Raw genomic sequence first — 25,740 nt, forward strand, 5'->3', positions numbered from 1 at the left:
TATCGAGTGTTTCTGCGCTGATCGATGCCCATCTCTGTGGCGTTCCTGGGCCCTGTGGGCACCTACGGAGAGAAGGCGGCTCGGGCGCTGCTTCAGCTCGAGCATCAGGACGAGGCGCGCTTGGTGCCCTGTGTCGGCCTGCGGTCTGTCGTGGAGCATGTGGCCGATGGTCGTTGTGACGCGGCCGTGGTTCCGGTCGAGAACTCTGTGGAGGGGGGCGTGACCGCCAGCCTGGATGCGCTTTGGTCGAACCCAGACCTTTGCATTCGAAGGGCCCTGGTATTGCCCATTCGTCATGCCCTGCTCAGCAGTGGTCGGATGGAAGAGATTTCCGAGGTGTTGTCCCATCCGCAGGCACTTGCTCAATGCAGTGGGTGGTTGGCGCGCCATCTCCCCAATGCACTGCAGCTGGCTACCACTTCCACAGCTGAGGCTGCCCGCATGGTGCAGGGCAGTCGCTTCCGGGCCGCAATCGCCAGTCGTTCACTACATCAGGAGTGTGAACTGACTGAGCTGGCCTATCCGATTAACGATGCGGCAGGCAACTGCACCCGGTTTCTGTTCCTGCAGCGTGGTGAGCGGCGCCCCCATGGTGATGTCGCCAGTTTGGCATTCTCGCTGCACCGCAATGCGCCAGGGGCGCTGCTGGAGGCCCTTGCAGCGGTAGCGGATCTGGGGCTCAACATGAGCCGGATTGAATCCAGACCGTCCAAGCGGGAACTGGGTGAGTACGTGTTTTTTGTCGATGTCGACCTCCCCGCAGGTGAAGGCGGCCATCTGCAGCAGCTCACCGAGCGGCTGATGCCTCTTTGTGAGCACTTAGCCCAGTTCGGGGCTTACCCCAGCAGCGAATGGGTCGAGGACTGATGGGTGCCAATGGGCTCGAGCTGTTGGGGGCGCAGCTGATCCCAGTGTTCAAAGGGCTGCAGCACCCAGGGGTTGTGGGGAAGCTCCATGGCCCAGAAGTCCGGTTGGACGGTGCTGCTGGCTTTGTGCCAGAGCACGGCAGTTTTGATCTCGGCGCCTGGGAGGGTGTCGGCTAGCCATTGGCGGGCTGCGATCAGAGTGGCGCCACTGTCGGCCAGATCGTCCACTAACAAGAGTCGTGGACCGAGCTTGCTGCAGGTGTGGGCTAATTGGCTGCCAAGCGTCAGGGACCCTTGGTTGCGATCACCTTCGCCTTCGTAACTGCTGGCTGCCATCACAACCAGTGGCGTCTGGAAGATCCGGGACAAGGCATCGCCCACGCGCAGGCCACCGCGGGAGAGGGCCACGACTTGATCGAACCCGGCTTGCGCGTTGTGGACTTGCAGGGCCAGATGTTCGATCAACCGGTGGTACTGCTCCCAAGTGATCGCCAGTTCACCGCTGGTGTGATCCACCAGGGGAGGGGCTTGGGTCATGGCTCCTGCTGGCGGGTGGTGCGGAACACTCCGAACTGCATCAGACCGGTGGCGAAAGCCCAGTGCATCAGCAGCAGGGTGGGTGTTTCGCGCAGGCCCTGAAGCACGGCGGAAGGACCAAGGCCGAGCACTGCTCCGGGGCGCCGAAGGCCTTCAACGACGGAATCGATCCACGAAGGAAGTGTGGCTCGGGTCCAGTCACCCACCTCAATGGTCCCGCGCTGATGGGGGCTGGCCTCCAGATTGCGATGGAATCCTTTGATGCTGGAAAATTCGGGGTGGGCCCATTGGGTGAGCAGTTGGTGCATCACCCAGCGTTCGCGGCGATTCATCTCGCCGTCACTGGGATCACGCCTGTTCCAGTCGGCCACCGCCAACGTTCCACCGGGCTTGAGCACGCGCAGCAATTCGTCGGCGTAGCGCTGCTTGTCGGGCATGTGCGGTCCTGCCTCCACGCTCCACACCGCATCAAACTGTTGGTCTGCCAATTGCAGATCAAGGGCATCCATCACAGCGAAGCGGCAGCTGAGTCCTGCAGGCGTTAGGGCTGTGGCCCTGGCCACCTGGGCGGGACTGATGCTGATGCCCAGCACATCGAAGCCATAGTCGCGGGCCAGGATGCGCGCACTGCCGCCAATGCCACAGCCCACATCAAGGATCTTCGTGCCTGGTGATAAGCGATCCAGGCCACTCCAGTGCACGAGAGCATGCACAAAATCGGCTTTCGCTTCGCGAAAATCCCGTTGTCGCGGTGGATCTCCGTAGTGGCCGAGGTGGACGTGCTCACCCCAGAGGTTCTCCAGTAAGCGATCTTCGGTCCAGGCGTCATAGGCCGCGGCGACGCTTTCACTGGAGTGATAGGCGCGGTTGCGCTTCGCCCACAGCAGAACGCCAGCAGCAACCGCCACGGGCAGGCCGATCACCAGCCCAAGAACAGCAGAGGAACTCATCAGTCGACGTTGGCCAGGGTGTCGCGCAGCACGGTGCGTGCCGCCAGTTGGCGCCGGGTCTCATCCAGCATTTCAAATTCAAGCTGCAGACGCTCACGGGTGTCGGTGAGTTCCAGAAGCTCCTGCTGCTGTTCTGCGACGGGGCCTCCCAGATGGGCACCGATCCAGAAGGACAGCTCCCGGGGCAGATCGGGAAGATCGTCGGGAAGAGATGCTGCCGAACCGGTCAGTTTGCCGGTGAGTTCGACCACGTCCTTCAAGGCTTGATCGACGCTCTGCGACAGGGTCTTGAGCTGCTCTGAGTCCTCCACGGGCTCATCTTCGATCCAGCTCACCATCGCCGTGCGGAACGGCGTCTCCCTCACCACATCCAGCACGCGAAAACGTTGCTGTCCCAGCGTGACGATGTTGCTGCGACCGTCTTCCGCAGTCTGATGCTGGAGCACTTCCGCACAACAACCCACCGTGGCCATGGTCTGGGTCTGAGGATCCCAGCGCACCACGCCAAAGCGGCGATCATCTTCAAGCACGCTCTGCAACATCATTCGGTACCGCGACTCGAAGATGTGCAGTGGCAGGACATCCCTCGGAAACAGGACAACATCCGGCAGAGGGAAGAGGGGCAACTCTCTGACGGACAGGTCAGCCACGCAGAACAATTTCAGAAGAAATAATCCTAGGCAGCTGACCTGGGCGACGGCTGAAGCTCAGAGCTTCACTTCAATATCAACACCACTGGGGAGGTCCAGCTTCATCAGGGCGTCGATGGTTTTAGCCGAAGGGCTGTAGATATCGATAATGCGGCGATGGGTGCGCGTCTCGAAGTGCTCACGGGAGTCCTTGTCCACGTGGGGAGAACGCAGCACGCAATAGATCTTGCGCTTGGTGGGCAGGGGAATGGGGCCGATGGCGGTTGCAGCCGTGTTATCGGCGGTTTCAATGATTTTGTCGCAGGACAGATCCAGCATGCGGCGGTCAAACGCCTTCAGGCGAATGCGGATCTTCTGCTGAGCAATAGCGGTGGACATAGGGGGCGCAGAACGGGTCCTGTCAAGGACGAAAAGGGTGAATTGTCGAGGTTCAATCTGTGCTGGAGCTCAGCTCACTAACACCAGAAAAATTTAAAGGATGGGCAGGTCGCGAACGACCCACCCATCCCGTCAATCAAGCGACTGGGATCACTCGATGATCTTGGAGACCACGCCAGCACCGATGGTGCGGCCGCCTTCGCGGATTGCGAAGCGCATGCCTTGCTCGATGGCCACAGGGCAGATCAGCTCACCGGTCATCTTGATGTTGTCACCAGGCATCACCATTTCGACGTTGGAGCCGTCTTCAGCGGTGAAGGCAGTGATCTGGCCGGTCACGTCCGTTGTACGGATGTAGAACTGCGGGCGGTAGCCAGCGAAGAAGGGGGTGTGGCGACCACCTTCTTCCTTCTTGAGCACATACACCTGACCCTCGAACTTGGTGTGAGGGGTGATGGAGCCGGGCTTCACCAGCACCATGCCGCGCTCGATGTCTTCCTTCTGGATGCCACGCAGCAGCAGACCCACGTTGTCGCCAGCCATGCCCTCGTCGAGCAGCTTGCGGAACATTTCCACACCGGTGACGGTGGTCTTGCGGGTGTCCTTGATGCCGACGATTTCGATTTCTTCGCCGACCTTGACCATGCCGCGCTCGATACGGCCGGTGGCCACGGTGCCACGACCGGTGATGGAGAAGACGTCTTCAACGGCCATCAGGAAGGGCTTGTCCACCTCGCGCTCAGGCTCGGGGATGTTGGCATCAACAGCTGCCATCAGCTCTTCGATCTTGGCTTCCCATTCGGCTTCGCCTTCGATCGCCTTTAGGCCGGAGACCTGCACCACGGGGATGTCATCGCCGGGGAAGTCGTAGCTGGAGAGCAGTTCGCGGATCTCCATCTCCACCAGTTCGATGATCTCTTCGTCATCGACCATGTCGCACTTGTTCAGAGCGACAACCAGAGCGGGCACGCCCACCTGCTTGGCCAGCAGGATGTGCTCCTTGGTCTGGGCCATGGGGCCGTCGGTGGCGGCACACACGAGGATGGCACCGTCCATCTGAGCGGCACCGGTGATCATGTTCTTCACATAGTCCGCGTGACCAGGGCAGTCAACGTGGGCGTAGTGACGAGTCTCGGTTTCGTACTCAACGTGAGCGGTATTAATGGTGATACCGCGCTCACGCTCTTCAGGAGCACCGTCGATGTCGGCGTAGTTCTGAACTTCAGCCTGACCCTTTTTGGCGAGCACGTTGGTGATCGCAGCGGTGAGGGTGGTCTTGCCGTGGTCAACGTGGCCAATGGTGCCGATGTTGACGTGGGGCTTGTTCCTTTCGAACTTCTCGCGTGCCATTTTGGTTAAAGAATCGGGGGTGAAATTAGGGTTGGGTAGAGATCAGGAATTGCCCTGATTCTTGGAGATGATGGCTTCTGCCACGTTGCGAGGAACATCCTCGTAGTGGCTGAATTCCATCGAGAAAATACCCCGACCCTGGGTCATGGATCGGAGCTCGGTGGCGTAGCCGAACATCTCGGCCAAGGGCACCTTGGCCGAGACCTTTGACGTGCCGTCGTCAATGGCCTGACCTTCAACCTGTCCCCTGCGGGAGGACAGGTCGCCGATGATCGAACCGAGGAACTCCTCGGGGACCTCGACCTCGACCTTCATCATCGGCTCAAGCAGAACAGGGTTGCACTTCTTGACCGCATCTTTGAAGGCCATGGAGCCGGCGATTTTGAACGCCATCTCCGACGAGTCCACATCGTGATAGGAACCGTCAACCATGGTGACTTTGATGTCAATCATGGGGAATCCAGCGATAACACCGGACTCACAGGTCTCCTTCATGCCCATTTCAGAGGGCTTGATGAATTCCTTGGGAACGACGCCGCCAACGATTTTGTTGACGAATTCGAAACCGGATTCGGGCTCGCCCGGCTCCATTTCGATCACCACATGGCCGTACTGGCCCTTACCACCGGTCTGACGGGAGAACTTGCCCTCGCCCTTGGACGAAGCACGGATGGTTTCTCGGTAGGAAACCTGAGGAGCGCCAATGTTGGCTTCCACTTTGAATTCGCGCAGCATTCGGTCCACCAGAATTTCCAGGTGGAGTTCGCCCATGCCGGCGATCACGGTCTGGCCAGTTTCCGCATCGGTGTTGACGCGGAAGGTGGGATCTTCTTCCGCCAGAGCGACCAGAGCTTTGGAGAGTTTCTCCATGTCTCCTTTGGTCTTGGGCTCGACAGCCACGGAGATCACCGGTTCGGGGACGAACAGGGTCTCAAGGACGATCGGGTCGTCGGCCGAACAGAGGGTGTCACCGGTGGTGGTGGCTTTCAGGCCCAACACAGCACCGAGATCGCCAGCACGCAGTGCGTCAACTTCCTCGCGGTCGTCAGCCTTCAGCACCACCAGGCGGGAGATGCGCTCCTTCTCGCCTTTGGTGGAATTGAGCACGTAGCTGCCTTTCTCAAGGACGCCGGAGTACATCCGGACGAAGGTGAGCTTGCCGTAAGGATCGGCCATCACCTTGAAGGCCAGAGCGCTGAAGGGAGCCTTGTCGTCGGAAGGACGGACTGCTTCCTTGCCGTCGGGCAGCACGCCCTGAATCGGGGGGACGTCGACAGGAGCAGGGAGGTAATCAACAACCGCGTCGAGCACCAGCTGCACGCCTTTGTTCTTGAAGGCAGAGCCACAGAGAACGGGAACGAGACCGTGCTTCAGCACGCCTTCGCGAATGCCCTTCTTCAGCTCTTCAGTACTGAGTTCGCCTGATTCCAGGAACTTTTCGATCAGGGCCTCGTCGGTCTCGGCAACGGCTTCCATCAGCACATTGCGCCATTCCTCAACCTGGTCCTGCATGTCGGCAGGGACTTCGGTCACCTCGATGTTCTGACCCAGGTCATCCTTATAGATGTGAGCCTTGTTCTCAACGAGGTCGATAATGCCGCTCAGTTCACCTTCAGCACCGATGGGGAGCTGGATGGGAACAGCATTCGCCTTAAGGCGATCCTTGATCTGGCCGTGGACTTTCAGGAAGTCAGCGCCGGTGCGGTCCATTTTGTTGACGAACACCATCCGGGGCACGGAATAGCGATCGGCTTGGCGCCAGACAGTTTCTGACTGAGGCTGCACGCCACCCACGGCGCAGAACACTGCAATCACGCCATCGAGCACGCGCATGGAACGCTCCACCTCGATGGTGAAGTCCACGTGACCGGGAGTGTCGATGATGTTGATCCGGTGGTCATTCCAGCTCGTGGAAATGGCCGCAGCGGTGATGGTGATGCCCCGCTCACGCTCCTGGGCCATCCAGTCGGTCACAGCTGCACCGTCGTGCACCTCGCCGATCTTGTGCACCACACCGGAATAGAACAGGATCCGTTCGGTCGTGGTGGTTTTGCCCGCGTCAATGTGGGCAGCAATACCAATATTTCTGACGCGTTCCAGGGGAAAGGCGCGAGCCACAGAAAACTCCGGGGTGGGGCGTAAAAAGGCGGTGGAGATCCTACAGGTCCGTCCCGGCTGATCGAGGCTGCCGGGACGACTGCTGGATCAGTAGCGGTAGTGGGCGAAGGCTTTGTTGGCTTCGGCCATCTTGTGGGTCTCTTCGCGCTTGCGAACAGCGTTACCGGCTTCGTTGGCGGCATCCATCAATTCGCCGGCCAGTTTCTGGGCCATGCTGCGGCCGTTGCGGGCACGGGAGAAGCTCACCAACCAGCGCAGGGCCATCGCAGTGCCGCGCTCCTGGCGAACTTCCATGGGCACCTGATAGGTGGCACCACCAACGCGTCGGGCGCGTACTTCCACCAGAGGAGTGGCGTTCTTGACGGCGGTTTCGAACAGCTCGATGGGGTCATTGCCAGTGCGTTCGCCAATCAGGCCGAAGGCGTCGGACAGGATCCGCTGCGCAGTGGACTTCTTTCCGTGCTTCATCAGACGGGCCACCATCATCGTGGCGAGACGGCTGTTGAACTGAGGATCGGGAAGGATCGGGCGCTTGACTGCGGTGTTACGGCGTGACATGAACTGTCAGTGGAAGGGAACTTGATCTGCGTTGGGATGGGTTGGGGCACCGCTCATCGGGTGCCCTTCGCGCATCACTCCTTAGGCGTCTTGGCGCCGTACTTGGAGCGGGACTGACGACGGTCCTTGACACCGGCGGTGTCAAGGGTGCCGCGGATGATGTGGTAGCGAACACCGGGCAGGTCCTTGACCCTGCCGCCGCGAATCAGCACCACGGAGTGCTCCTGGAGGTTGTGACCGATGCCACCGATGTAGGCGGTCACCTCGAAGCCTGAGGTGAGGCGCACACGGGCCACCTTGCGCAGGGCCGAGTTGGGTTTCTTCGGCGTGGAGGTGTACACGCGAGTGCACACGCCGCGGCGCTCAGGGCAGGAACGCAGAGCAGGCGATTTGGTCTTCGCCTTGACGCTCTGGCGCTCGTTACGGATCAGTTGTTGGATAGTTGGCATCGACGGTCGGGTTGCGGCCGGAGACCCGACCTGGTTCGACAATCCACCACCATACCGGGTCGCCTGATCCCCACCTCAGAGGCGCGTGAAGGCACTGCCGCAGGCGCAGCTGCGGATGCCGCTGCGTGCTGTGACGAGGAAGCCGCCGCCGCTGAGATCACTTCTGTAATCAAGGCAGAGGCCCCCGAGCTTGGTCACTTGTGCTGCCGGGGCATGCAGGGTGATCCCATCGCCACGGGCCACGGGAATCCCGCCCATGGCGCCTGGTTGCAGGCGGATCACGTGGGCTTCACAACTGCCTGAAACCAGATCAAGATGCATCTGGCCCGGGGTTCCCGCAACGGCAGCCTGGCGACCCAGTTCGGCGGCGGCGGCGGGTGTGATCTGCAAATTGGCGCCCATCGGCCCGGAGTCAGACAGGGAATGCCCTCACTTTGACACCAGTCCAACAGCGTTTTGCACCCTTGGGGCGATCCCTCGACCGGTCATGACCAGCCGATTGGCGACCAGGAGCGATGTGGAGCTGCCTCCATCGAGGTTCAGGGCATCGCTGATGCCGAGTTGGCGGAGGGCAAGGCTGCTCTCCAGAAGGGTTGGATCACTGCCGCCGGCACCTTTCAGCGTCAGCAGCCACAGACGGGATTGGTCCTGAGCGATCACCGTGCGGGGTGCTCCTTGGTTCAGGAATCCAGCGCTGAATCCTTCCTGTCGGCCATTCAGGACTACCCGACCGTCTTTCAGCAGCAGCGGACCCCCGCCCAGCACATTCGGTTGGTTGCCCAAAGGGTCTGAACTCGTGGTGCGGATCGTGACCTGTTGACCCAGTTGGGCTGGGAGTGGAGCGCCAGCACGGGCCACCACCAAATCGCCTTCCCGAGGAATCGGTACGCCTCGACTGAGCGCTGCGCGGTCATGAACGGAGCTCACGCGCCCATCGATCACCGTCAGGGCCTGTTCATGGCCGCTCAGGGCCCGATAGACCGGGCCCCATGCCCGGTCGTAGCGGCTGAAGCCCCGTTGTACGTAGCCGCTGTTCAAATAGCCAAGGCCCCATTTGCGCCCACCTTCGACACGCAGTTCCTGATACAGACGCAAGCGGCCGAACTGCAGGCGGTTGTCATTGCTCCATCCCACCGCTCCTCTGTTCAGGATTGGTCCTGATAGCCAGCTGCCATCACGTTTGACAGCGCCCAGTGGGATCTGACGCACTCTGTTGAAGAAGCCACCGTTGATGGACACAAGGGCACCAGCGGGCTGGGATAGCTGGTTCAAGAAGCGCAACCCCTGTTGCCCACTGGTGGGTGCGAGGGGACGCAAGTCCAATCCCTGAATATCTGGATCAGTGCCAACCCTGTAGATCATCAAGGGTTTGACTCCCACCTTCACGACGCGCCGATCGAGCACCAGTCCCCGGCGCATCAATCCTTGAATCGTCGGGTTGAGAAGCGAGCTTGCGAAGGGGTCTCGCCCATGACGGGGCGCTTGCCCCGCTGTGCTGAGTCCATCCAGCACGATCCGCCAGGGGCGCGACAACGTGAGGGTGGAGAGGGCGGTGCCTTGCCCCTCCAGGGTGAGGGTGTTGTGCCGACGCCGTGGCTTCAACCCCATCGCCCGCAGCTGGCCTTCCTGTGTGGGTGTGGCGCGGAGCCCCAGCAGCAGATCATTTCCTTGACGTTGCAACAGCGCTGGCCCATTGAGGTCGAGCACCAATCGGTTGGCTGTGCTCCCTTTGCCTCGCCTCAGGCCAGTCACTCGCGGAGCCGAGAGCTCGATGGAGAGGCTGTTGCCGCTGCGATGGAAGCGCACGCCAGTGCTGCTGAGCCATCGACTGACATCGATCCCCACTTCGTCGTCGATGGTGCGTTGGGGCAGGCTGCTTAGCAGGGCTTTATTGCCGTACCACTCCAGTTGTTCCCCGGCCCGGCTCTGCTGGCGTTGAAAGCCGAAGCGGCCGACCAGCACATCGAGCGGTAGCCACAACTGCTCGGGCTGACGTTGGTCGCTGCCGACCCACAGCCATGGGCTCTTGATGATGGCTCCGCCAAGGCGCAGTTGGGATCCCCGCGTCGGTTGGGCGGCCCGGACTTCCGGGATCGGCGTGGGAAGCGGCGGAGGCGAAACCATGGCTTGGACGCTAGCCGGATTTCGTGAGCGCACCATGCCTCCTTAGGATCATCAATCGCGTCAGCACCGACAGGTGCATGCGTTGCGGCTGACGAACGATTCGACCGAAAGACATGACCCAATTTTCCTCCTCTGTTTGGCCCCACTGCGATACCCCCGCTCCTGCAGCGGTGGCCGGAGAGAAGGACGCCTGTGGCGTGGGTTTTCTGGCTCAATTGCAGGGCCAAACCAGCCATTGGTTGCTTCAGCAGGCCCTGCGGGGTCTCGGCTGCATGGAGCACCGCGGTGGTTGCGGAGGAGATAGCGATTCCGGGGATGGTGCCGGCGTGCTTTGTCAGATCCCTTGGGCTTTCCTGAGAGAGGTCTGGCCTGAGGCAGAAGCGGCCAAGGGACTGGGCATGATGTTTATGCCGACGGATGCCGTCGGTCGTGAAGACGTCCGCCGCCTTTGCGGCGAGGAAGCCAAGGCGCTTGGCCTGCGTTCGTTGGGCTGGCGCGTGGTTCCGGTGGATGCTTCGGTTCTGGGCCCCCTGGCCCGGGCGACGGCCCCGGTGATCGAACAGTGGGCGCTCGACACCGATGCAGGCGATGCCGACTTCGAAGGATTGCTGCTGCGTCTGCGCCGTCGCATCGGAGCTCGCATCCGTGCCGCTTTTGGGGGCGACCCTGCCCATGAGCTCTACGTCGCCTCCTTGAGCAGCCGCACCGTCGTTTACAAGGGCATGGTGCGCTCTGAGGTGCTGGCGCAGTACTACGCCGACCTCCGCGATCCCCGGTTCGCCGTGAGCTTCGCGGTGTATCACCGCCGTTTCAGCACCAACACGCTGCCGCGCTGGCCGCTGGCCCAGCCCATGCGTCTGCTTGGTCACAACGGTGAAATCAACACTCTCCTGGGCAACCTCAACTGGGCGAAGGCGTCCGAAGCCAGCCTGGAGAACGTCTGGGGCGATGCCGCTGACGACCTCATTCCCGTCGTGAATCCTGCGTTCAGTGATTCGGCCAACCTGGACGCCACGTTGGAGCTGATGGTCCGCAGCGGTCGTTCGATCACCGACAGCCTGATCACGTTGGTGCCGGAAGCATTCCGCAATCAGCCCGATCTCGACAGCCGTCCAGATGTGACGGCCATGTATGAATTCAATGCCGGCATTCAGGAGCCCTGGGATGGCCCGGCCCTGCTGGTGTTTGCCGATGGCAAGCGGGTCGGCGCCACCCTCGATCGCAATGGTCTGCGTCCCGCCCGCTGGTGCACCACCGCTGACGGTTTCGTGATCATGGGATCCGAGACCGGTGTTGTTGATCTCAGCGACAAAACCGTTGTGCAGAAAGGGCGTCTCGGCCCTGGTCAGATGCTGGCCGTTGACCTGGAGAGCGGTCAGTTGCTGGATAACTGGTCCGTCAAGGAGGACGCAGCAAGTCGTTTCCCTTACAAACAGTGGCTGCAGCAGCACCGCCGCAGCGTTGCGCCGCAGCCCTGGACCCAGACCCGTCAGGTGGGCGAGCTTGATCTGCTTCGGCTGCAGACCGCCATGGGTTTCACGGCTGAGGACTTCGATCTGATCATCGAAGACATGGCGGCCCTCGGGAAAGAGCCCACCTACTGCATGGGAGATGACATCCCACTGGCGGTGCTCTCCGACAAGCCCCATCTGCTTTACGACTACTTCAAGCAGCGCTTCGCCCAGGTCACGAATCCGCCGATTGACCCGTTGCGCGAGAAGCTCGTGATGAGCCTCGAGATGCATCTGGGGGAGCGTCGCCCGGCGCTCAAGCCCCAGCCCGAGGCGGCTGCCGTGATTCATCTCGAAACCCCTGTTCTGAACGAAGCCGAACTGACCGCGATCGCTCAGCAGGGCCTGCCGGTGACAACCCTTTCAACCCAGGTGGCGGTGGAAGCCTGCACCGGTGGTCTGAAGGCATCGCTTGATGCGCTTTGCCAAGCCGCGGAACAGGCGGTGCGCGGTGGTGCCCAGGTGCTGGTGCTTTCGGATCGGGTTGATGCCTCCGGAGCCTCTGCTCAGCTGAACGCCACCACGGTGGCGATGCCGGCTCTGCTGGCCGTCGGTGCGGTTCATCACCATCTGCTGCGTCAGAAGCTGCGCCTGCAGTGTTCGCTCGTAGCGGACACTGCCCAGTGCTGGAGCACCCACCACGTGGCCTGCTTGATCGGCTATGGAGCCAGTGCGGTCTGTCCCTGGCTCACCTGGGAGACCACGCGTCACTGGCTGGAGCACCCCAAAACCAAGAAGCGGATCGAGCAGGGCAAGCTTCCCGCTCTGGATCCCGATCAGGTGCAGGCCAATGTCCGCATCTCCCTGGAGAACGGGCTACGCAAGATCCTTTCCAAGATCGGCATTTCACTGCTCGCCAGCTACCACGGCGCGCAGATTTTCGAAGCGATCGGTCTCGGTGCCGATGTGATCGAAACCGCCTTCAGCGGCACCACCAGTCGCGTTGCCGGCATGACCCTGGCGGAGCTGGCTAACGAAACCCTGTCGATGCATGCCAAGGCGTTCCCCGAGCTGGATCGCACCAAGCTCGAGTTCATGGGTTTCGTGCAATATCGCAGCGGTGCGGAATACCACCGCAATAACCCGGAACTCTCCAAGGCCCTGCATAAAGCGGTGGCCCAAGGTCCTGGTTACGACCATTTCTCCACCTACCAGGGGCTGCTCGAGAACCGTCCAGTGATGGCCCTGCGGGACCTCCTGGAGTTCCAGCTGGCTCCCACGCCGGTGCCGCTCGACCAGGTGGAGAGCGTGGAGAGCATCTGCTCTCGCTTCTGCACCGGGGGCATGAGTCTCGGAGCTCTGTCCCGGGAAGCCCATGAAGTGCTCGCGGTGGCGATGAACCGCATCGGTGGGAAGAGCAACAGCGGCGAAGGGGGAGAGGATCCCGCCCGTTTCCAAGTGCTCAACGATGTCGACAGCGAGGGACGCTCCGCCTCCTTCCCGAGCATCGGTGGCCTGCGTAATGGCGACACCGCCTGTTCCGCCATCAAGCAAATCGCCTCAGGTCGTTTCGGTGTCACGGCCGAATATCTGCGCAGCGGTAAACAGCTGGAAATCAAGGTGGCCCAGGGGGCCAAGCCCGGAGAAGGCGGCCAGCTGCCTGGCCCGAAGGTCGACAAGTACATCGCCTGGCTGCGCAACAGCAAGCCGGGGGTGGCACTGATTTCCCCCCCGCCGCACCACGACATCTATTCCATCGAAGATCTGGCACAGCTGATCCACGATCTGCACCAGGTGCATCCCGCCGCTCCAGTCAGCGTCAAGCTTGTGGCCGAGATCGGTATCGGCACCATCGCTGCTGGTGTGGCCAAGGCCAATGCCGACGTGATTCAGATTTCCGGTCACGACGGCGGCACCGGGGCCTCACCGCTGAGTTCGATCAAGCACGCCGGTGGGCCCTGGGAGCTGGGTCTCACTGAGGTGCATCGCGCCCTGCTGGAGAACGGTCTGCGCGACCGGGTGCTGCTCCGGGCCGACGGTGGTCTCAAGACCGGCTGGGACGTGGTGATCGCTGCGTTGCTGGGGGCTGAGGAATATGGCTTCGGTTCGATCGCGATGATCGCCGAGGGCTGTGTGATGGCCCGTGTCTGCCATACCAACAACTGCCCGGTGGGCGTGGCCACGCAGAAGGAGAACCTGCGCAAGCGCTTCACCGGTGTGCCCGAGCACGTGGTCAATTTCTTCTGGTATGTGGCCGAAGAGGTGCGCCAGCTGATGAGCCTGTTGGGCGTGACCCGCCTCGAGGAGCTGATTGGTCGCACCGATCTGCTCAAGCCCCGTCAGGTGTCTTTGGCCAAGACCCAATCCGTGGATCTCTCCAGCCTGCTGGCACCAATCTCCGGCTCGGAAGACCGCAGCTGGTTGCGTCACAGCGCCGAGGCCCATGGCAACGGTGTGATCCTGGAGGATCAGCTGTTGGGGGATGCCGAGCTGATGGCCGCTTTGGAAAACCATGGCAGCGTCAGCCGCACGATCGAGATCATCAACACCGATCGCAGTGTCTGCGCTCGCCTGGCGGGTGAAATTGCCCAGCGTCACGGCAACCGTGGCTTCAAAGGACAACTGGATCTCAACTTCCGTGGTGCCGCCGGCCAGAGCTTTGGAGCGTTCCTGGTGCAGGGGCAGAACGTGCGTCTCGAAGGAGAAGCCAACGACTACGTCGGCAAGTGCATGAACAGTGGCCGCATTACCCTGGTGCCAGCCGATGGCTGTGCTGCCCCTGGCGAGCAGGTGATCCTTGGTAATACCTGCCTCTATGGCGCAACCGGTGGTGAGTTGTTCGCCCATGGCCGTGCCGGTGAGCGCTTCGGTGTCCGCAACAGTGGAGCTCGCACTGTGGTGGAAGGAGCCGGTGATCACTGCTGTGAGTACATGACCGGTGGTGTGGTGGTGGTGCTGGGCAGCACCGGCCGCAACGTCGGCGCCGGAATGACCGGTGGTGTCGCTTTCATCCTCGATGACAGCGGCGGCCTCAACGCGCGTGTGAATCACGAAATCGTTGAGGTCTGCCCCCTCAGCACCTCTGAGCAGGAGTCCATGCTCAAAGGCCTGCTGGAGTCGCATGTGGAGGCGACGGGCAGTGAAAAAGCGTCCGCACTGCTGGCCGACTGGGGTGCGGCTAAGGCCCGCTTCAAGGTGCTGGTGCCTCCGAGCGAGCGTGCTGCCATGGGTCTTGTGGATCGGGCGGCCGTTGCCGCCTGATCCGGCAGCGCTGCCGTGCCCTGGTTCATCAAACAGGAAACCTTCACGACGGCCATGACGACGCTGCCCGCTGAGCAGCGTCGTCAGCATTGCGAGGACCATCGCGCCTGGGTTGAGGCTCAGCGGAGTTCGGGTCTGCGCATCGCTACTGGTTTTCTGGTGGATGGGGACCACAAGCCCGGTGGCGGAGGCCTGCTGGTGTTTGAAGCTTCCAGCTATGCGGCTGCTAAAGAGCTGATCCAGCAGGACCCGATGATCGCCCGCGACCTTGTCGAGTGGAGCCTTCACGCCTGGAGGCCGGTGAGCGGTGATTTGCAGGCCTGAAGGGCTCAGCTCAGCGAGGGTGCGCCAGCATCAACCGCTGTACTTCGCCAGCGTGATAGCTGCTGCGGGTCAGTGGGGTGCTGACCACCTGGAGAAAGCCCAGATCGGCTTCTCCGGTGTGGCGATACCTGTCGAATTGCTCAGGCGTCACAAACCGATCCACCGGCAGATGTTTGGGCCCGGGTGAGAGGTATTGCCCGATGGTGACGATGTCGACCCGATGGTTCCGCAGATCGCGCAACACGTCGATCACTTCGGCGTCGGATTCGCCGAGGCCCACCATCAGTCCTGATTTGCTGTAGGCCCGTGGCCAGCCATCGCGAACTCTCTGGAGCAGCTCCAGGGAACGCTCATAGATCCCTTGAGGCCTGGCTTTTCGGTAAAGCCTGGGCACGGTCTCGATGTTGTGGTTCAGCACATGGGGGGTCGCCTCCATCACAGTGGCGAGGGCATCCCAATTGCCGCAGAAGTCGGGGATCAGCAGCTCGATGGTGGTGAGCGGTGAGCGCTGTTTGACCTGTTCGATGCAAGCCACGAACTGGGAGGCTCCACCGTCCTCGAGGTCATCGCGGTTCACCGAGGTGATCACCACGTGCTTCAGGCCAAGCCTGGCGACCGCTTCGCCGAGCCGTTCGGGCTCCGATGGATCAAGCGTGCGCACGCTCTTGTCGAAGTCGATGTCGCAATAGGGGCAAGCCCTGGTGCAGCCCGGGCCCATGATCAGGAACGTGGCGGTGCCCCCGGCAAAACACTCGCCGATATTGGGGCAGCTTGCTTCCTGGCAGACCGTGTTCAGGTTCAGGTCGACCAGCATGTCGGCGACAGCGCCGATGCGCTCCCGTTGCGGTGCCTTCACGCGCAGCCAGTCGGGTTTCTGCAGGGAGGTCATCTTCTAAAGTCCCGTCATCGGGATGTAGCGCAGCTTGGTAGCGCACTTCGTTCGGGACGAAGGGGCCGCAGGTTCGAATCCTGTCATCCCGACTGCACGGTTCAGTCGAGCCGATCCGTCGCTCCCTTGTTGTGAGCTCGGTTGATTGGTTCTACTTAGCTCAGCTCGGCGCCGGGGTAACCCCGTGGTGTGACCAGCTTTCCTGCGGAGGCGCGGCTACTGCTATTGCCGATCACCAGCACGGTGAGCATGTCGACAGCCTCCACGGGCAGTGAACCCAGTTCCTGCAGTTCCACGGACTCCTCACGCCGACCCAACTGCCGTGCCAGGACTACTGGTGTGGATCCGGGGCGTCCTTTGAGCAGAATCTGGCGGGCCTTCTCAAGCTGCCAGTCACGGCCCTTGGAGCGCGGGTTGTATAGGGTGACCACGAAATCTCCGGATGCGGCGGCTTCTAGCCGTTTCTCAATCACGTCCCAGGGGGTCAGTCGGTCGCTAAGGCTGATGGTGCAGAAATCGTGCATCAGCGGTGCTCCGGCCCTGGCGGCGGCTAGTTGCAGGGCGGAAATTCCAGGGTGCACCGTGAAGCGAGGCCGCTCCTGCTCCGGAAGAGAAAGCCAAAGTTCCAAGGCCAGGCCGGCCATGCCATAGATGCCGCTGTCGCCCGATGACACCAGCGCCACCTTGGTGCCCTGGCGGGCCAGCTCCAGAGCCTGCAGACAGCGGTCCCGTTCCCGGGTGAGTTGCCCATCGATCCGCACTTGATCGGCACGGCGCAAGGGTTCGAGCAGATCGAGATAAAGGCCATAGCCCACCCAGGCCACGCAGCGGCTGAGGGCACTGCGGGCATCCGGGGTCAGCAAGGCCAGATCACCAGGCCCGCTGCCGATCAGGTGCAGCTCACCGCGTTGGGGTGCAAAGGGTTCCGGGGCTTCCGCGATGGCCACGGTGACGGCTCCCTGCTCACCCGGGCCGGCTTTTTCAATCCGTTTGGGCAGTCGCAGTTGGGCTTCGGGCCCGGCGGCTCGCAGGGCGGCCGCTTCGGCCACCGATCCCGTGCCCATCTCCGCCTGCACCACCGGGGATGGCGTGGGCACTGTGATGGCGTCCAGCTCAGCAGCGGTGTGAAGTCTGAGGGGCCATTCCCGCTGGTTGGTCAGTTCCAGCAGCGCGGTTTCATCCCCCTTGCGGTCGATGGTGCTCAGGCCTGCCACCGCTTGCTGTGCCAGTCCCGCCTCCTTCAGGGCCGCCGCGATGGCACGTTCGATCAGGCTGAGGCTGGTGTTGCGTTCACACCCCACTCCGAGCCAGAGCACGGGGGGGTGCCAGCGACACGGTATTGCCCCACGGCCGGTGGCCCGTTCACTCGTGATCAGCAAGCCTTGCTGTGGATGCGTGCTCTCGGTGCTGTTTGCGCTGTCGCTGAGGCTGGCCGCGGCGCCCTTGGATTGGCGCCAGAGCAGGCTTCCGCAGTTCTGCTCGGCCGCCAGCTGCTCTCCCTGAGACTGCCCCACCATCAGCTGCCGCCAGCTGCTGCTGTCGCCGCTGGGTGTCCAGCCCCAGTCGCGCCCGAAGGCATCGAGTGCCAAGCGCTGCTGGCTGGTGCAGTCGCCGGTGATCACCGCTGTCGCACCCAAGAGGCTGGCGAGTTCCTGGGCCAGGGCTTCTCCTCCAGCCTGATGCCCTCCCAGCAGTGGCACCACCATCTGTGCCGATGCATCCAGCACCAGCACCGCTGGATCCTCTTGCTTGGTGCCGATCAAGGGCGCAATCAGTCGGGTCACGGCCCCGATCGCCCCAATCACCAGCACAGTCCCGTGCCAGTGCTGCTGCAACAGCTCCGCAGCCTTGCCTCGAATCAGATCGCTGGGAACTGTCGTCAGTGTTGAAGCGGCCCCTGCGCTAAGGGCGATTTGATCCACCTGGCCGGCCTGCTGAAGACGCTCCAGCAGGGGCAGGGCACTCCGCGATAGGCCGAGGGCAAAGCGATGGTTCGCCAGGGAGGGAGAAGTGGGGGCGTTCAGGGCGGCAGGCTCGTAACTCAGCGCTGGGTGCCGTCAGGGTTCAACAGCTCCCGCGCTGATCCTCCCAGGCTGCTGGTGGGCCCCAAGCGCTCTTCCTTGGAGTCGGGCGTCAAGGGTGCGGGTGGGCGAGGCTTGCTGCTGGTGGTGTTCTGTGGTGCAGCGATGGCAGCTTCCTGCTGCTGTGGCTCCGGCCTGGCCTGATTGTTGTTGTCAGTGGTCTTGGCTTGCGCATCCGCATCGGACCCTTTCGCTGTTGCTGTCTCCTCGTTCTTCAAAGGGTCTGCTGCCTTTGTGGGTGCTGCGTCCGCCGCCGGGACTTTGTTCCCGTCAGGGCCAGTGCCGGCGTCATCCGGAGCGGCGCTGGTCGGGCTGGTCTTTTGCGGTGCGACCTGCGTTGCAGGCAGACTCTCGTCGTCTGTTTGGGGTTCTGGTTTGGGTTCTGGTTCGCCCAGAAGGCGCGCCAGTTCGTTCTCCGTCAGTCGCGACTGCAGCCAAATGGGCCGTTGCTTCGGCCGCTCTGGGATCGCCCGCAGTTGATTGTTGAAACTCGGCGTGATGGGATCCCCTAAACCGTCCAGTAGCTCCATTTGCACGCTGCCCTGGGTGGTGCTGCTGCCGCTTTGGCGGATCCAAACGGCTTCCTGACGGTCGACCAGGAAACTGTCTCCATTCACGGTCAGGCGTAGGCGCCAGCGCCCATCGCCTTCGCGCAGGTTCTGCAGCGGGGCATTCCACACCAGCCAGTCGAGCAGCAGAGGATCTCCACTCCTCAGATCTGCAGGGCTGACCATCACGAGCCAGGGTTCGTCACGCTCTGGTTGGGTGCCCTTGAGGGCCTGTAGTTGATGGAGGCGCCATTGCAGGCTGGCTCCAGGGCTTTTGACGGCTTCTCCCCAGGGGTAGGCGGCATAGGCGCTGAGCCTATGGCTGCCGGGAGCTAAGGCGGGAAGGGTGATCTGGATGGACGAGCCGCCGCCAGGTTTCGGGCTGGCTTCGCTGAAGCGCAGCGGTGGCTGGTCATCGATCTGAAGGGCGACATGGGGGCCGATGCCCAGATCGGGGTCACTGGCGAGGGGCCAGTCCTCCACGTCGAGCTCCAGGGTCCACTCCGCCCCTTGAATCACGCTCCCATCGCTGGGGGCTTTCACGGTCAGCCGCGGTTGATGGCTTGCCAGGTGATTGCGGAGCTGCTCCACACCTCCCGGGGCGGCCACTTCCTGGAGGCGACCACTCGGTCCAGCGGCGGGAATGGGCCTCCCGGCCTTTGCGCGGGGCACGGTTGTGCTGCGGTCCCCCCAGGGAAGGCCGGGCAAGGCGAGTGCTGGTGGTGGAGCCATTCCTGCTATGGCGATCAGCAAGCTGATCAGGATGGCGGCAGCGCGGCGTCGTGCCAGCGGGGCCATGGAGGCTGAAGCAGTTCAAAGACATTCTGATCAATCCATCAACCCTCGATCGCAGTCGCCGAGTTTGTGTTAGCGAAGCCTTAAAAGTGGGCGTTTGAATATTATTGATTGGTCAAAAGTGCCTGCCTGGCGATGTTAGTCATCCTCAGGCAGACCCCCTGCCCCGACTGGCGCGCAGACGGATTGAACCTTTGTAACTCCCTGGGTCTTTGGGTAGGGCTCCGCCTCTATGCTTCCGCCAGCGGTCCCCTCTTTGGGGCCCTAAAGCTCCAGTGGTGGTAAGGGGTTTCGGCTTCTGAAAACCACTGGCGCCCGGATGCGGCAAGGCCATGCCGAGCTGCGACCGGGGCCCCGATGAACTCCGGTTCGTCGGAGGGGTGGCCCTCCACCTCGATCCCGTCCCTCGAGGAACGACTCGATGACCAAAAGCCCACCAGAGCGTGGGAGCACTCGCAAGAGCAAATTCGTCAAGGTCGACAACCCTGCGACCTTTGAGCTGTTCGGCAAGCCCGGACACTTCGACAGAGCTCTTGCGAAAGGTCCCAAAACCACCACCTGGGTTTGGAACCTCCACGCCAATGCTCACGATTTCGACTCACACACGAGTGACCTCCAAGAGGTTTCTCGCAGAATTTTCAGTGCACACTTCGGCCACCTTGCCGTTGTGTTCATTTGGCTGAGCGGCGCCTTCTTCCATGGTGCCCGCTTCTCCAACTACTCCGGCTGGCTCGCCGACCCCACCCACGTGAAGCCAAGTGCTCAGGTGGTGTGGCCGGTGTTCGGTCAGGAGATCCTCAACGGTGACATGGGTGCCGGTCATCAAGGCATTCAGATCACCTCCGGCCTCTTCCATATGTGGCGCGCCTGGGGCATCACGACTGAAACTCAGTTGATGGCCCTTGCAATCGGCGCTCTGGTGATGGCCGGCCTGATGCTCAATGCAGGTGTCTTCCACTACCACAAGGCAGCTCCAAAGCTGGAGTGGTTCCAAGACGCTGAAGCCATGCTGAACCACCACCTGGCGGTTCTGTTCGGTATGGGTTCCTTGTCATGGGCCGGTCACCTGATCCATGTCTCGGCTCCCACGACCAAGTTGATGGATGCCATTGATGCCGGCCAGCCGCTGGTGCTCAACGGCAAAACCATCGCTTCCGTGGCAGACATTCCTCTGCCCCACGAATTTTTCAACCAGGATCTTCTGGCTCAGCTTTATCCGGGAATTGGTTCCGGTATCGGTGCCTTCTTCAGTGGTAACTGGGCTGCTTACAGCGACTTCCTCACCTTCAAGGGTGGTCTGAATCCTGTGACTGGAAGCCTCTGGATGACGGACATCGCGCATCACCATCTGGCGATTGCTGTGATGTTCATCGTTGCTGGTCACATGTACCGCAACAACTACGGCATCGGTCACTCCATTAAGGAGATTCACGAAGCCCATCAGGGAGATCCTCTTCTCTTCCCTGCAAGCAACGGCCACAAAGGCATTTACGAGTTCATGACGAACTCCTGGCATGCCCAGCTGGCCGTCAACCTTGCAATGGGCGGCTCCGTTTGTATCGTCGTCGCCCAGCACATGTACGCGATGCCTCCGTATCCGTACATCGGTATCGACTACCCGACTCAGATCGGTCTGTTCACCCATCACATGTGGATTGGTGGATTCTTGATCGTTGGTGGTGCAGCACACGCTGCGATCGCCATGATCCGTGACTACGACCCCGCGCAGCATGTGGACAACGTGCTCGACAGGGTCCTCAAGTCTCGCGATGCCATCATCAGCCACCTGAACTGGGTTTGCATCTGGCTTGGAGCCCACAGCTTCGGCCTCTACGTCCACAACGACACGATGCGTGCCCTGGGCCGTCCCCAGGACATGTTTAGTGATTCGGCGATTTCCATTCAGCCGATCTTCGCTCAGTGGATCCAGGGAATCCATGCTGCTGCAGCCGGCAGCACCGCTCCCAACGCCCTCGCCGGTGTGAGCGAAGTGTTCAACGGGTCCGTCGTCGCTGTCGGTGGCAAGGTCGCCGCTGCTCCGATCCCCCTGGGCACTGCGGACTTCATGGTCCACCACATCCACGCCTTCACGATTCACGTGACGGTGCTGATCCTGCTGAAGGGTGTTCTCTACGCCCGTAACTCCCGCCTTGTGCCCGATAAGGCGAACCTCGGCTTCCGCTTCCCTTGCGATGGCCCTGGTCGTGGCGGCACCTGTCAGGTTTCGGCTTGGGACCACGTGTTCCTGGGTCTGTTCTGGATGTACAACTCCCTCTCCGTCGTGATCTTCCACTTCTCCTGGAAGATGCAGAGCGATGTGTGGGGCACGGTGAATGCGGATGGTTCCGTCCAGCACATCACCAATGGCAACTTCGCCAACAGCGCCATCACCATCAATGGCTGGTTGCGTGACTTCCTGTGGGCTCAGGCCGCACAGGTGATCAACAGCTATGGCTCCAACACCAGCGCCTATGGCCTGATGTTCCTTGGTGCCCACTTCGTCTGGGCATTCAGCCTGATGTTCCTGTTCAGTGGCCGTGGCTACTGGCAAGAGCTGATTGAGTCCATCGTCTGGGCTCACAACAAGCTGAAGGTGGCTCCTGCCATCCAGCCCCGTGCGCTGTCCATCACCCAGGGCCGTGCCGTGGGTGTCGCTCACTACCTCTTGGGCGGCATCGCGACCACGTGGGCCTTCTTCCACGCCCACATTCTTGTGGTCGGCTGACCTCTCCTGACCTTTCCCTCTAATGGCAACGAAATTTCCTTCGTTTAGCCAGGGTCTGGCACAGGACCCGACAACCCGCCGCATCTGGTACGGGATCGCCACGGCTCACGACTTCGAGAGCCATGACGGAATGACGGAGGAGAAGCTTTATCAAAAGCTCTTCTCCACTCATTTCGGTCACCTCGCGATCATCGGCCTCTGGGTTTCGGGAAACCTGTTCCACATCGCCTGGCAGGGCAACTTCGAGCAGTGGGTCGCCGACCCCCTGCACGTTCGCCCGATCGCTCACGCAATCTGGGATCCCCACTTCGGTCAAGGCGCTATCGACGCCTTCACTCAGGCGGGTGCTTCCTCCCCGGTGAACATCGCCTATTCAGGCCTGTATCACTGGTTCTACACAATCGGCATGACCACCAATGCCGAGCTGTATCAGGGATCCATCTTCATGATGATCCTGTCGGCTTGGGCACTGTTTGCCGGTTGGCTTCACCTTCAGCCCAAGTTCCGTCCTTCCCTGGCATGGTTCAAAAACGCTGAATCACGCCTCAACCACCACCTCGCCGTTCTCTTCGGCTTCAGCTCGATCGCTTGGGCCGGTCACCTGGTTCACGTGGCCATCCCTGAATCCCGCGGTCAGCACGTTGGTTGGGACAACTTTCTGAATGTTCTGCCCCACCCTGCAGGTCTTCAGCCCTTCTTCACCGGTAACTGGGGTGTGTATGCCCAGAACCCTGACTCCACAGGTCAGATTTTTGGCACCGCCGAAGGTTCTGGCACCGCGATCCTCACCTTCCTGGGTGGCTTCCACCCCCAGACCGAAGCTCTGTGGCTCACCGACATCGCCCATCACCATCTGGCCATCGGTTGCCTCTTCGTGATCGCTGGTCACATGTACCGCACCAATTTTGGTATCGGTCACTCCATCCGCGAGATCCTCGAAGCCCACAACCCACCCAAGGGCACCCCTGGTGACCTTGGTGCTGGTCACAAGGGTCTCTACGACACCCTCAACAACAGCCTGCACTTCCAGCTGGGTCTTGCCCTCGCCTGCCTTGGCGTTGTCACCAGCCTGGTCGCTCAGCACATGTACGCCATGCCGTCGTACGCCTTCATTGCGAAGGACTACACGACTCAGGCAGCGCTGTACACCCATCACCAGTACATCGCCATCGCCCTGATGTGCGGTGCCTTTGCTCACGGTGCGATCTTCTTCATCCGTGACTACGACCCCGAAGCCAACAAGGACAACGTCCTGGCTCGGATGCTCGAGCACAAGGAAGCGATCATCAGCCACTTGAGCTGGGTCTCCCTCTTCCTCGGATTCCATACCCTCGGCCTCTACGTCCACAACGACGTGGTTGTTGCCTTCGGTACTCCCGAGAAGCAGATCCTGGTTGAACCTGTGTTCGCCCAGTTCGTGCAGGCCGCCTCTGGTAAGGCCATGTACGGCATGGACGTGTTCCTTTCCAATGCGTCTAGTTCTGCAAGCCTTGCTTCCCAGAACATCCCTGGTGAGCATTACTGGCTCGATGCCATCAACGGCAACACCGATGTGTTCCTGCCGATCGGCCCTGGTGACTTCCTCGTGCACCACGCCATCGCCCTCGGACTGCACACCACCACCCTGATTCTGGTCAAGGGTGCTCTGGATGCCCGTGGCTCCAAGCTGATGCCCGATAAGAAGGACTTCGGTTACTCCTTCCCCTGCGACGGCCCTGGCCGTGGCGGCACCTGTGACATCTCTGCCTGGGACGCCTTCTATCTGGCTGTCTTCTGGGCCCTGAACACGGTGGGTTGGCTGACCTTCTACTGGCACTGGAAGCACCTCGCCATTTGGCAGGGCAACGTTGCTCAGTTCAACGAATCCAGCACCTACCTAATGGGTTGGTTCCGTGATTACCTCTGGCTCAACAGCTCGCAGCTGATCAACGGCTACAACCCCTTTGGCAGCAACAACCTGGCAGTCTGGTCCTGGATGTTCCTGTTCGGTCACCTGGTTTGGGCAACCGGCTTCATGTTCCTCATCTCCTGGCGTGGCTACTGGCAGGAGCTCATCGAGACCATCGTTTGGGCTCACCAGCGCAGCCCCATCGCCAACATGATGGGATGGCGTGACAAGCCTGTGGCTCTGTCCATCGTTCAGGCTCGTGTTGTGGGTCTTGCTCACTTCTCAGTTGGCTACGTGCTCACGTACGCGGCCTTCCTGATCGCCTCGACTTCAGGCAAGTTCGGCTAGGTCTTTCGTCCAAGCCGTCCGATTCTTCAAGAGTCGTTCCTTGAGCCCCGTCCAGTTATCTGGACGGGGTTTTTTCATTGGCTTCACTGGCCTGTCTTTCGCTTCAAAGGCGGCGGGGGCCAGTCAATGGGATCACCTCTTGCGGCACATTGGCGAATAGCACGGCACCTATGCGTCGCTTGATTCCCAGCAGCAGGAGCCGTGACGCATCAGGTCGATTCTCAATCGGGAGCCAGGAAATGAGACCAAGACCGTCTCAGGTCGCGCTGTCCCATCCAGTGCCATACGGCACGTCATGCCGGCACTGATGCAACTGCTGCATCTTCAGCGCCTCTGACGAGGCGTTTGGCTACATGAATGGCGACCGTCGACAGTGACTGGTCTGGTGCGACGACGCGAATGGCGCCTGGCCTTCGCTCAGCCAGGCGGTGCTGACGGGGCTCTGAGTCAGGGATTTAGTGAAAGGGTGCGTTGTCCGCCCTTGCCGCTGCGGCTAAAGGCGATGTCCAGCGTGCGCAGATAGGTGTGCAGCCCCGCGTCCTGAATCGGCAGCACATAGGCATCGGCCCCAGATTCATTGTGGTGCGAATGCCAGTAACCAGGAGGTGTCACGAAGGCGGCGCCGGCGACCCAGTCTTCCCGGTGGCCGTTGCGGATCATGCCGTTGTCATCTAGCTCGGTGCCGATCATGGTGTAGCAACCGGGTTTGCAGGCCACAGCGAAATCGAGGGCAATCGATTGGTGGCGGTGCGGGCGTTGCACCTGACCCGCCGGCAGGATGCCGAGCATGGCCCATAGGGTGTGGGTGACGGTGCGGGTCTGGGGGAAGGCGTTATTGCCCAGCAGCACGCTGACGCGATTTGCATTGGCGCCACGGGGATTGCTTGCAATGGCCTCCAGTTCGGCGCGAGCGTCGCGGTGGCTGTAGAAGCAAGGTTCGAACACGGGCTTCACCGTGCTCACCCCGAGATAGCGCAGCAGGGGGGCGTCATGAACCCAATACAGGCCCGCTTTGTCATCGCTGCTGTGTACGGCTTCGCCACCGGCGGGCAGCACAAATGTGTCGCCTTCGCTCCAATGGAAGGTCTGGCCGCAGGCCTCGGTGCACCCTTCCCCTCGCGCGACAAAGAACAACTGACTGGTCGCGTCGGCACTCGTGCGTAGGGATCCCTGATCGAGACGGATGAAATTGCCGCAGAGTGACGGACCGGTGGCAGGCCCCTCGCAGCCCAGCTGGGTGCTCAGATCGAGGGGCTGCAGTTCGGTGCCGTTCCCGTCGAAGAAGCTGGCCGAGAAGCTGTAGTAAGGAATTCGGCTGATCAGGCCCTTCTGCAGGGGATTGGCAGCGGAGCCATAGTCGAAGAATTGCGCCTGAGAGCTGGTGGCCGTTGTTGCCCGTGGGGTCAGGGTCATCGCTCCTTCAGGCCGCTATAACTGCGACAAATGAGAA

General features: G+C 61.5%; 19 protein-coding genes and 1 tRNA gene. 6 read left to right on the forward strand and 14 right to left on the reverse strand.

What is annotated here, in order from left to right:
• Nucleotides 1-24 precede the first annotated feature (24 nt).
• Nucleotides 25-867, forward strand: a complete 843-nt coding sequence (gene pheA / locus RS9916_RS12595; RefSeq protein WP_007099829.1) for a prephenate dehydratase — start codon at nt 25-27, stop codon at nt 865-867.
• On the opposite strand, the gene RS9916_RS12600 is transcribed toward pheA, so the two are convergent.
• From RS9916_RS12600 to RS9916_RS12645, 10 genes are all read right to left on the reverse strand, one after another.
• Nucleotides 837-1,403, reverse strand: a complete 567-nt coding sequence (locus RS9916_RS12600; RefSeq protein ID WP_007099830.1) for a phosphoribosyltransferase — start codon at nt 1,401-1,403, stop codon at nt 837-839. The genes pheA and RS9916_RS12600 overlap by 31 nt on opposite strands.
• The gene (locus RS9916_RS12605; RefSeq protein ID WP_007099831.1) at nt 1,400-2,353 is read right to left on the reverse strand and encodes a methyltransferase domain-containing protein; all 954 of its coding nucleotides are present in this window, start codon (nt 2,351-2,353) and stop codon (nt 1,400-1,402) included. The genes RS9916_RS12600 and RS9916_RS12605 overlap by 4 nt, the downstream gene beginning before the upstream one ends.
• Nucleotides 2,353-3,003: an LON peptidase substrate-binding domain-containing protein gene (locus tag RS9916_RS12610; RefSeq protein ID WP_038024646.1), complete on the reverse strand. Its 651-nt coding sequence runs from the start codon at nt 3,001-3,003 to the stop codon at nt 2,353-2,355. The genes RS9916_RS12605 and RS9916_RS12610 overlap by 1 nt, the downstream gene beginning before the upstream one ends.
• A gap of 57 nt (nt 3,004-3,060) precedes the next feature.
• A complete protein-coding gene (rpsJ, locus tag RS9916_RS12615) occupies nt 3,061-3,381 on the reverse strand; it encodes a 30S ribosomal protein S10 (RefSeq protein WP_006042265.1) in 321 nt (106 codons plus the stop codon).
• A 150-nt stretch (nt 3,382-3,531) separates the two neighbouring features.
• On the reverse strand, nt 3,532-4,731 hold the full coding sequence (tuf, locus tag RS9916_RS12620; RefSeq protein ID WP_007099833.1) for an elongation factor Tu: 1,200 nt from the start codon (nt 4,729-4,731) through the stop codon (nt 3,532-3,534).
• Nucleotides 4,732-4,773: 42 nt separating this feature from the next.
• A complete protein-coding gene (fusA, locus tag RS9916_RS12625) occupies nt 4,774-6,849 on the reverse strand; it encodes an elongation factor G (protein ID WP_007099834.1) in 2,076 nt (691 codons plus the stop codon).
• A gap of 87 nt (nt 6,850-6,936) precedes the next feature.
• On the reverse strand, nt 6,937-7,407 hold the full coding sequence (rpsG, locus tag RS9916_RS12630; protein ID WP_007099835.1) for a 30S ribosomal protein S7: 471 nt from the start codon (nt 7,405-7,407) through the stop codon (nt 6,937-6,939).
• A 74-nt stretch (nt 7,408-7,481) separates the two neighbouring features.
• Entirely contained in the window at nt 7,482-7,856 is a 375-nt protein-coding gene (gene rpsL / locus RS9916_RS12635) for a 30S ribosomal protein S12 (RefSeq protein ID WP_007099836.1), read from the reverse strand.
• Between the two features lie 75 nt (nt 7,857-7,931).
• Nucleotides 7,932-8,258, reverse strand: coding sequence for a hypothetical protein (locus RS9916_RS12640; RefSeq protein ID WP_007099837.1), 327 nt, complete (start codon nt 8,256-8,258; stop codon nt 7,932-7,934).
• A gap of 27 nt (nt 8,259-8,285) precedes the next feature.
• Nucleotides 8,286-9,980 carry a phosphodiester glycosidase family protein gene (locus tag RS9916_RS12645; RefSeq protein ID WP_007099838.1) on the reverse strand — a complete coding sequence of 565 codons (1,695 nt, stop codon included), beginning with the start codon at nt 9,978-9,980 and terminating at the stop codon, nt 8,286-8,288.
• A 113-nt stretch (nt 9,981-10,093) separates the two neighbouring features.
• On the opposite strand from RS9916_RS12645, the gene gltB reads away from it, so the two are divergent.
• Entirely contained in the window at nt 10,094-14,692 is a 4,599-nt protein-coding gene (gene gltB, locus RS9916_RS12650) for a glutamate synthase large subunit (protein WP_038023812.1), read from the forward strand.
• Nucleotides 14,693-14,707: 15 nt separating this feature from the next.
• Complete coding sequence (locus RS9916_RS12655) at nt 14,708-15,016, forward strand: YciI family protein (RefSeq protein WP_007099841.1); 309 nt, start codon at nt 14,708-14,710, stop codon at nt 15,014-15,016.
• A gap of 10 nt (nt 15,017-15,026) precedes the next feature.
• Here RS9916_RS12655 and lipA read toward each other — a convergent pair whose 3' ends face one another.
• Nucleotides 15,027-15,896 carry a lipoyl synthase gene (lipA, locus tag RS9916_RS12660; RefSeq protein WP_038024647.1) on the reverse strand — a complete coding sequence of 290 codons (870 nt, stop codon included), beginning with the start codon at nt 15,894-15,896 and terminating at the stop codon, nt 15,027-15,029.
• A 27-nt stretch (nt 15,897-15,923) separates the two neighbouring features.
• Here lipA and RS9916_RS12665 point away from each other — a divergent pair.
• Nucleotides 15,924-15,997 (forward strand) — tRNA-Pro (locus RS9916_RS12665).
• 63 nt (nt 15,998-16,060) lie between these two features.
• On the opposite strand, the gene cobJ is transcribed toward RS9916_RS12665, so the two are convergent.
• Nucleotides 16,061-17,827: a precorrin-3B C(17)-methyltransferase gene (gene cobJ, locus RS9916_RS12670; RefSeq protein ID WP_007099843.1), complete on the reverse strand. Its 1,767-nt coding sequence runs from the start codon at nt 17,825-17,827 to the stop codon at nt 16,061-16,063.
• 119 nt (nt 17,828-17,946) lie between these two features.
• Nucleotides 17,947-19,332: a hypothetical protein gene (locus RS9916_RS12675; protein ID WP_007099844.1), complete on the reverse strand. Its 1,386-nt coding sequence runs from the start codon at nt 19,330-19,332 to the stop codon at nt 17,947-17,949.
• A gap of 418 nt (nt 19,333-19,750) precedes the next feature.
• Between RS9916_RS12675 and psaA the strand changes: the two genes are divergently transcribed.
• Both psaA and psaB read left to right on the forward strand, forming a co-directional pair.
• Nucleotides 19,751-22,054 carry a photosystem I core protein PsaA gene (gene psaA, locus RS9916_RS12680; RefSeq protein ID WP_007099846.1) on the forward strand — a complete coding sequence of 768 codons (2,304 nt, stop codon included), beginning with the start codon at nt 19,751-19,753 and terminating at the stop codon, nt 22,052-22,054.
• A 22-nt stretch (nt 22,055-22,076) separates the two neighbouring features.
• The gene (gene psaB, locus RS9916_RS12685; protein WP_007099847.1) at nt 22,077-24,290 is read left to right on the forward strand and encodes a photosystem I core protein PsaB; all 2,214 of its coding nucleotides are present in this window, start codon (nt 22,077-22,079) and stop codon (nt 24,288-24,290) included.
• Between the two features lie 447 nt (nt 24,291-24,737).
• Here psaB and RS9916_RS12690 read toward each other — a convergent pair whose 3' ends face one another.
• Nucleotides 24,738-25,703, reverse strand: a complete 966-nt coding sequence (locus RS9916_RS12690; RefSeq protein ID WP_007099848.1) for a hypothetical protein — start codon at nt 25,701-25,703, stop codon at nt 24,738-24,740.
• Between the last annotated feature and the right edge of the window lie 37 nt (nt 25,704-25,740).

The organism is Synechococcus sp. RS9916, from assembly GCF_000153825.1.
In the GTDB taxonomy this organism is placed as follows: Bacteria; Cyanobacteriota; Cyanobacteriia; order PCC-6307; family Cyanobiaceae; genus Synechococcus_C.

Excerpts from the sequence above, each read along its gene's own strand:
- RS9916_RS12645 (WP_007099838.1), bottom strand. The coding sequence starts at position 9,980 with ATGGTTTCGCCTCCGCCGCTTCCCACGCCGATCCCGGAAGTCCGGGCC.
- rpsJ (WP_006042265.1), bottom strand. The coding sequence starts at position 3,381 with ATGTCCACCGCTATTGCTCAGCAGAAGATCCGCATTCGCCTGAAGGCG.
- rpsG (WP_007099835.1), bottom strand. The coding sequence starts at position 7,407 with ATGTCACGCCGTAACACCGCAGTCAAGCGCCCGATCCTTCCCGATCCT.
- pheA (WP_007099829.1), top strand. The coding sequence starts at position 25 with ATGCCCATCTCTGTGGCGTTCCTGGGCCCTGTGGGCACCTACGGAGAG.
- gltB (WP_038023812.1), top strand. The coding sequence starts at position 10,094 with ATGACCCAATTTTCCTCCTCTGTTTGGCCCCACTGCGATACCCCCGCT.
- RS9916_RS12605 (WP_007099831.1), bottom strand. The coding sequence starts at position 2,353 with ATGAGTTCCTCTGCTGTTCTTGGGCTGGTGATCGGCCTGCCCGTGGCG.
- RS9916_RS12600 (WP_007099830.1), bottom strand. The coding sequence starts at position 1,403 with ATGACCCAAGCCCCTCCCCTGGTGGATCACACCAGCGGTGAACTGGCG.
- psaB (WP_007099847.1), top strand. The coding sequence starts at position 22,077 with ATGGCAACGAAATTTCCTTCGTTTAGCCAGGGTCTGGCACAGGACCCG.
- tuf (WP_007099833.1), bottom strand. The coding sequence starts at position 4,731 with ATGGCACGCGAGAAGTTCGAAAGGAACAAGCCCCACGTCAACATCGGC.
- RS9916_RS12690 (WP_007099848.1), bottom strand. The coding sequence starts at position 25,703 with ATGACCCTGACCCCACGGGCAACAACGGCCACCAGCTCTCAGGCGCAA.
- RS9916_RS12640 (WP_007099837.1), bottom strand. The coding sequence starts at position 8,258 with ATGGGCGCCAATTTGCAGATCACACCCGCCGCCGCCGCCGAACTGGGT.
- RS9916_RS12675 (WP_007099844.1), bottom strand. The coding sequence starts at position 19,332 with ATGGCCCCGCTGGCACGACGCCGCGCTGCCGCCATCCTGATCAGCTTG.
- psaA (WP_007099846.1), top strand. The coding sequence starts at position 19,751 with ATGACCAAAAGCCCACCAGAGCGTGGGAGCACTCGCAAGAGCAAATTC.
- rpsL (WP_007099836.1), bottom strand. The coding sequence starts at position 7,856 with ATGCCAACTATCCAACAACTGATCCGTAACGAGCGCCAGAGCGTCAAG.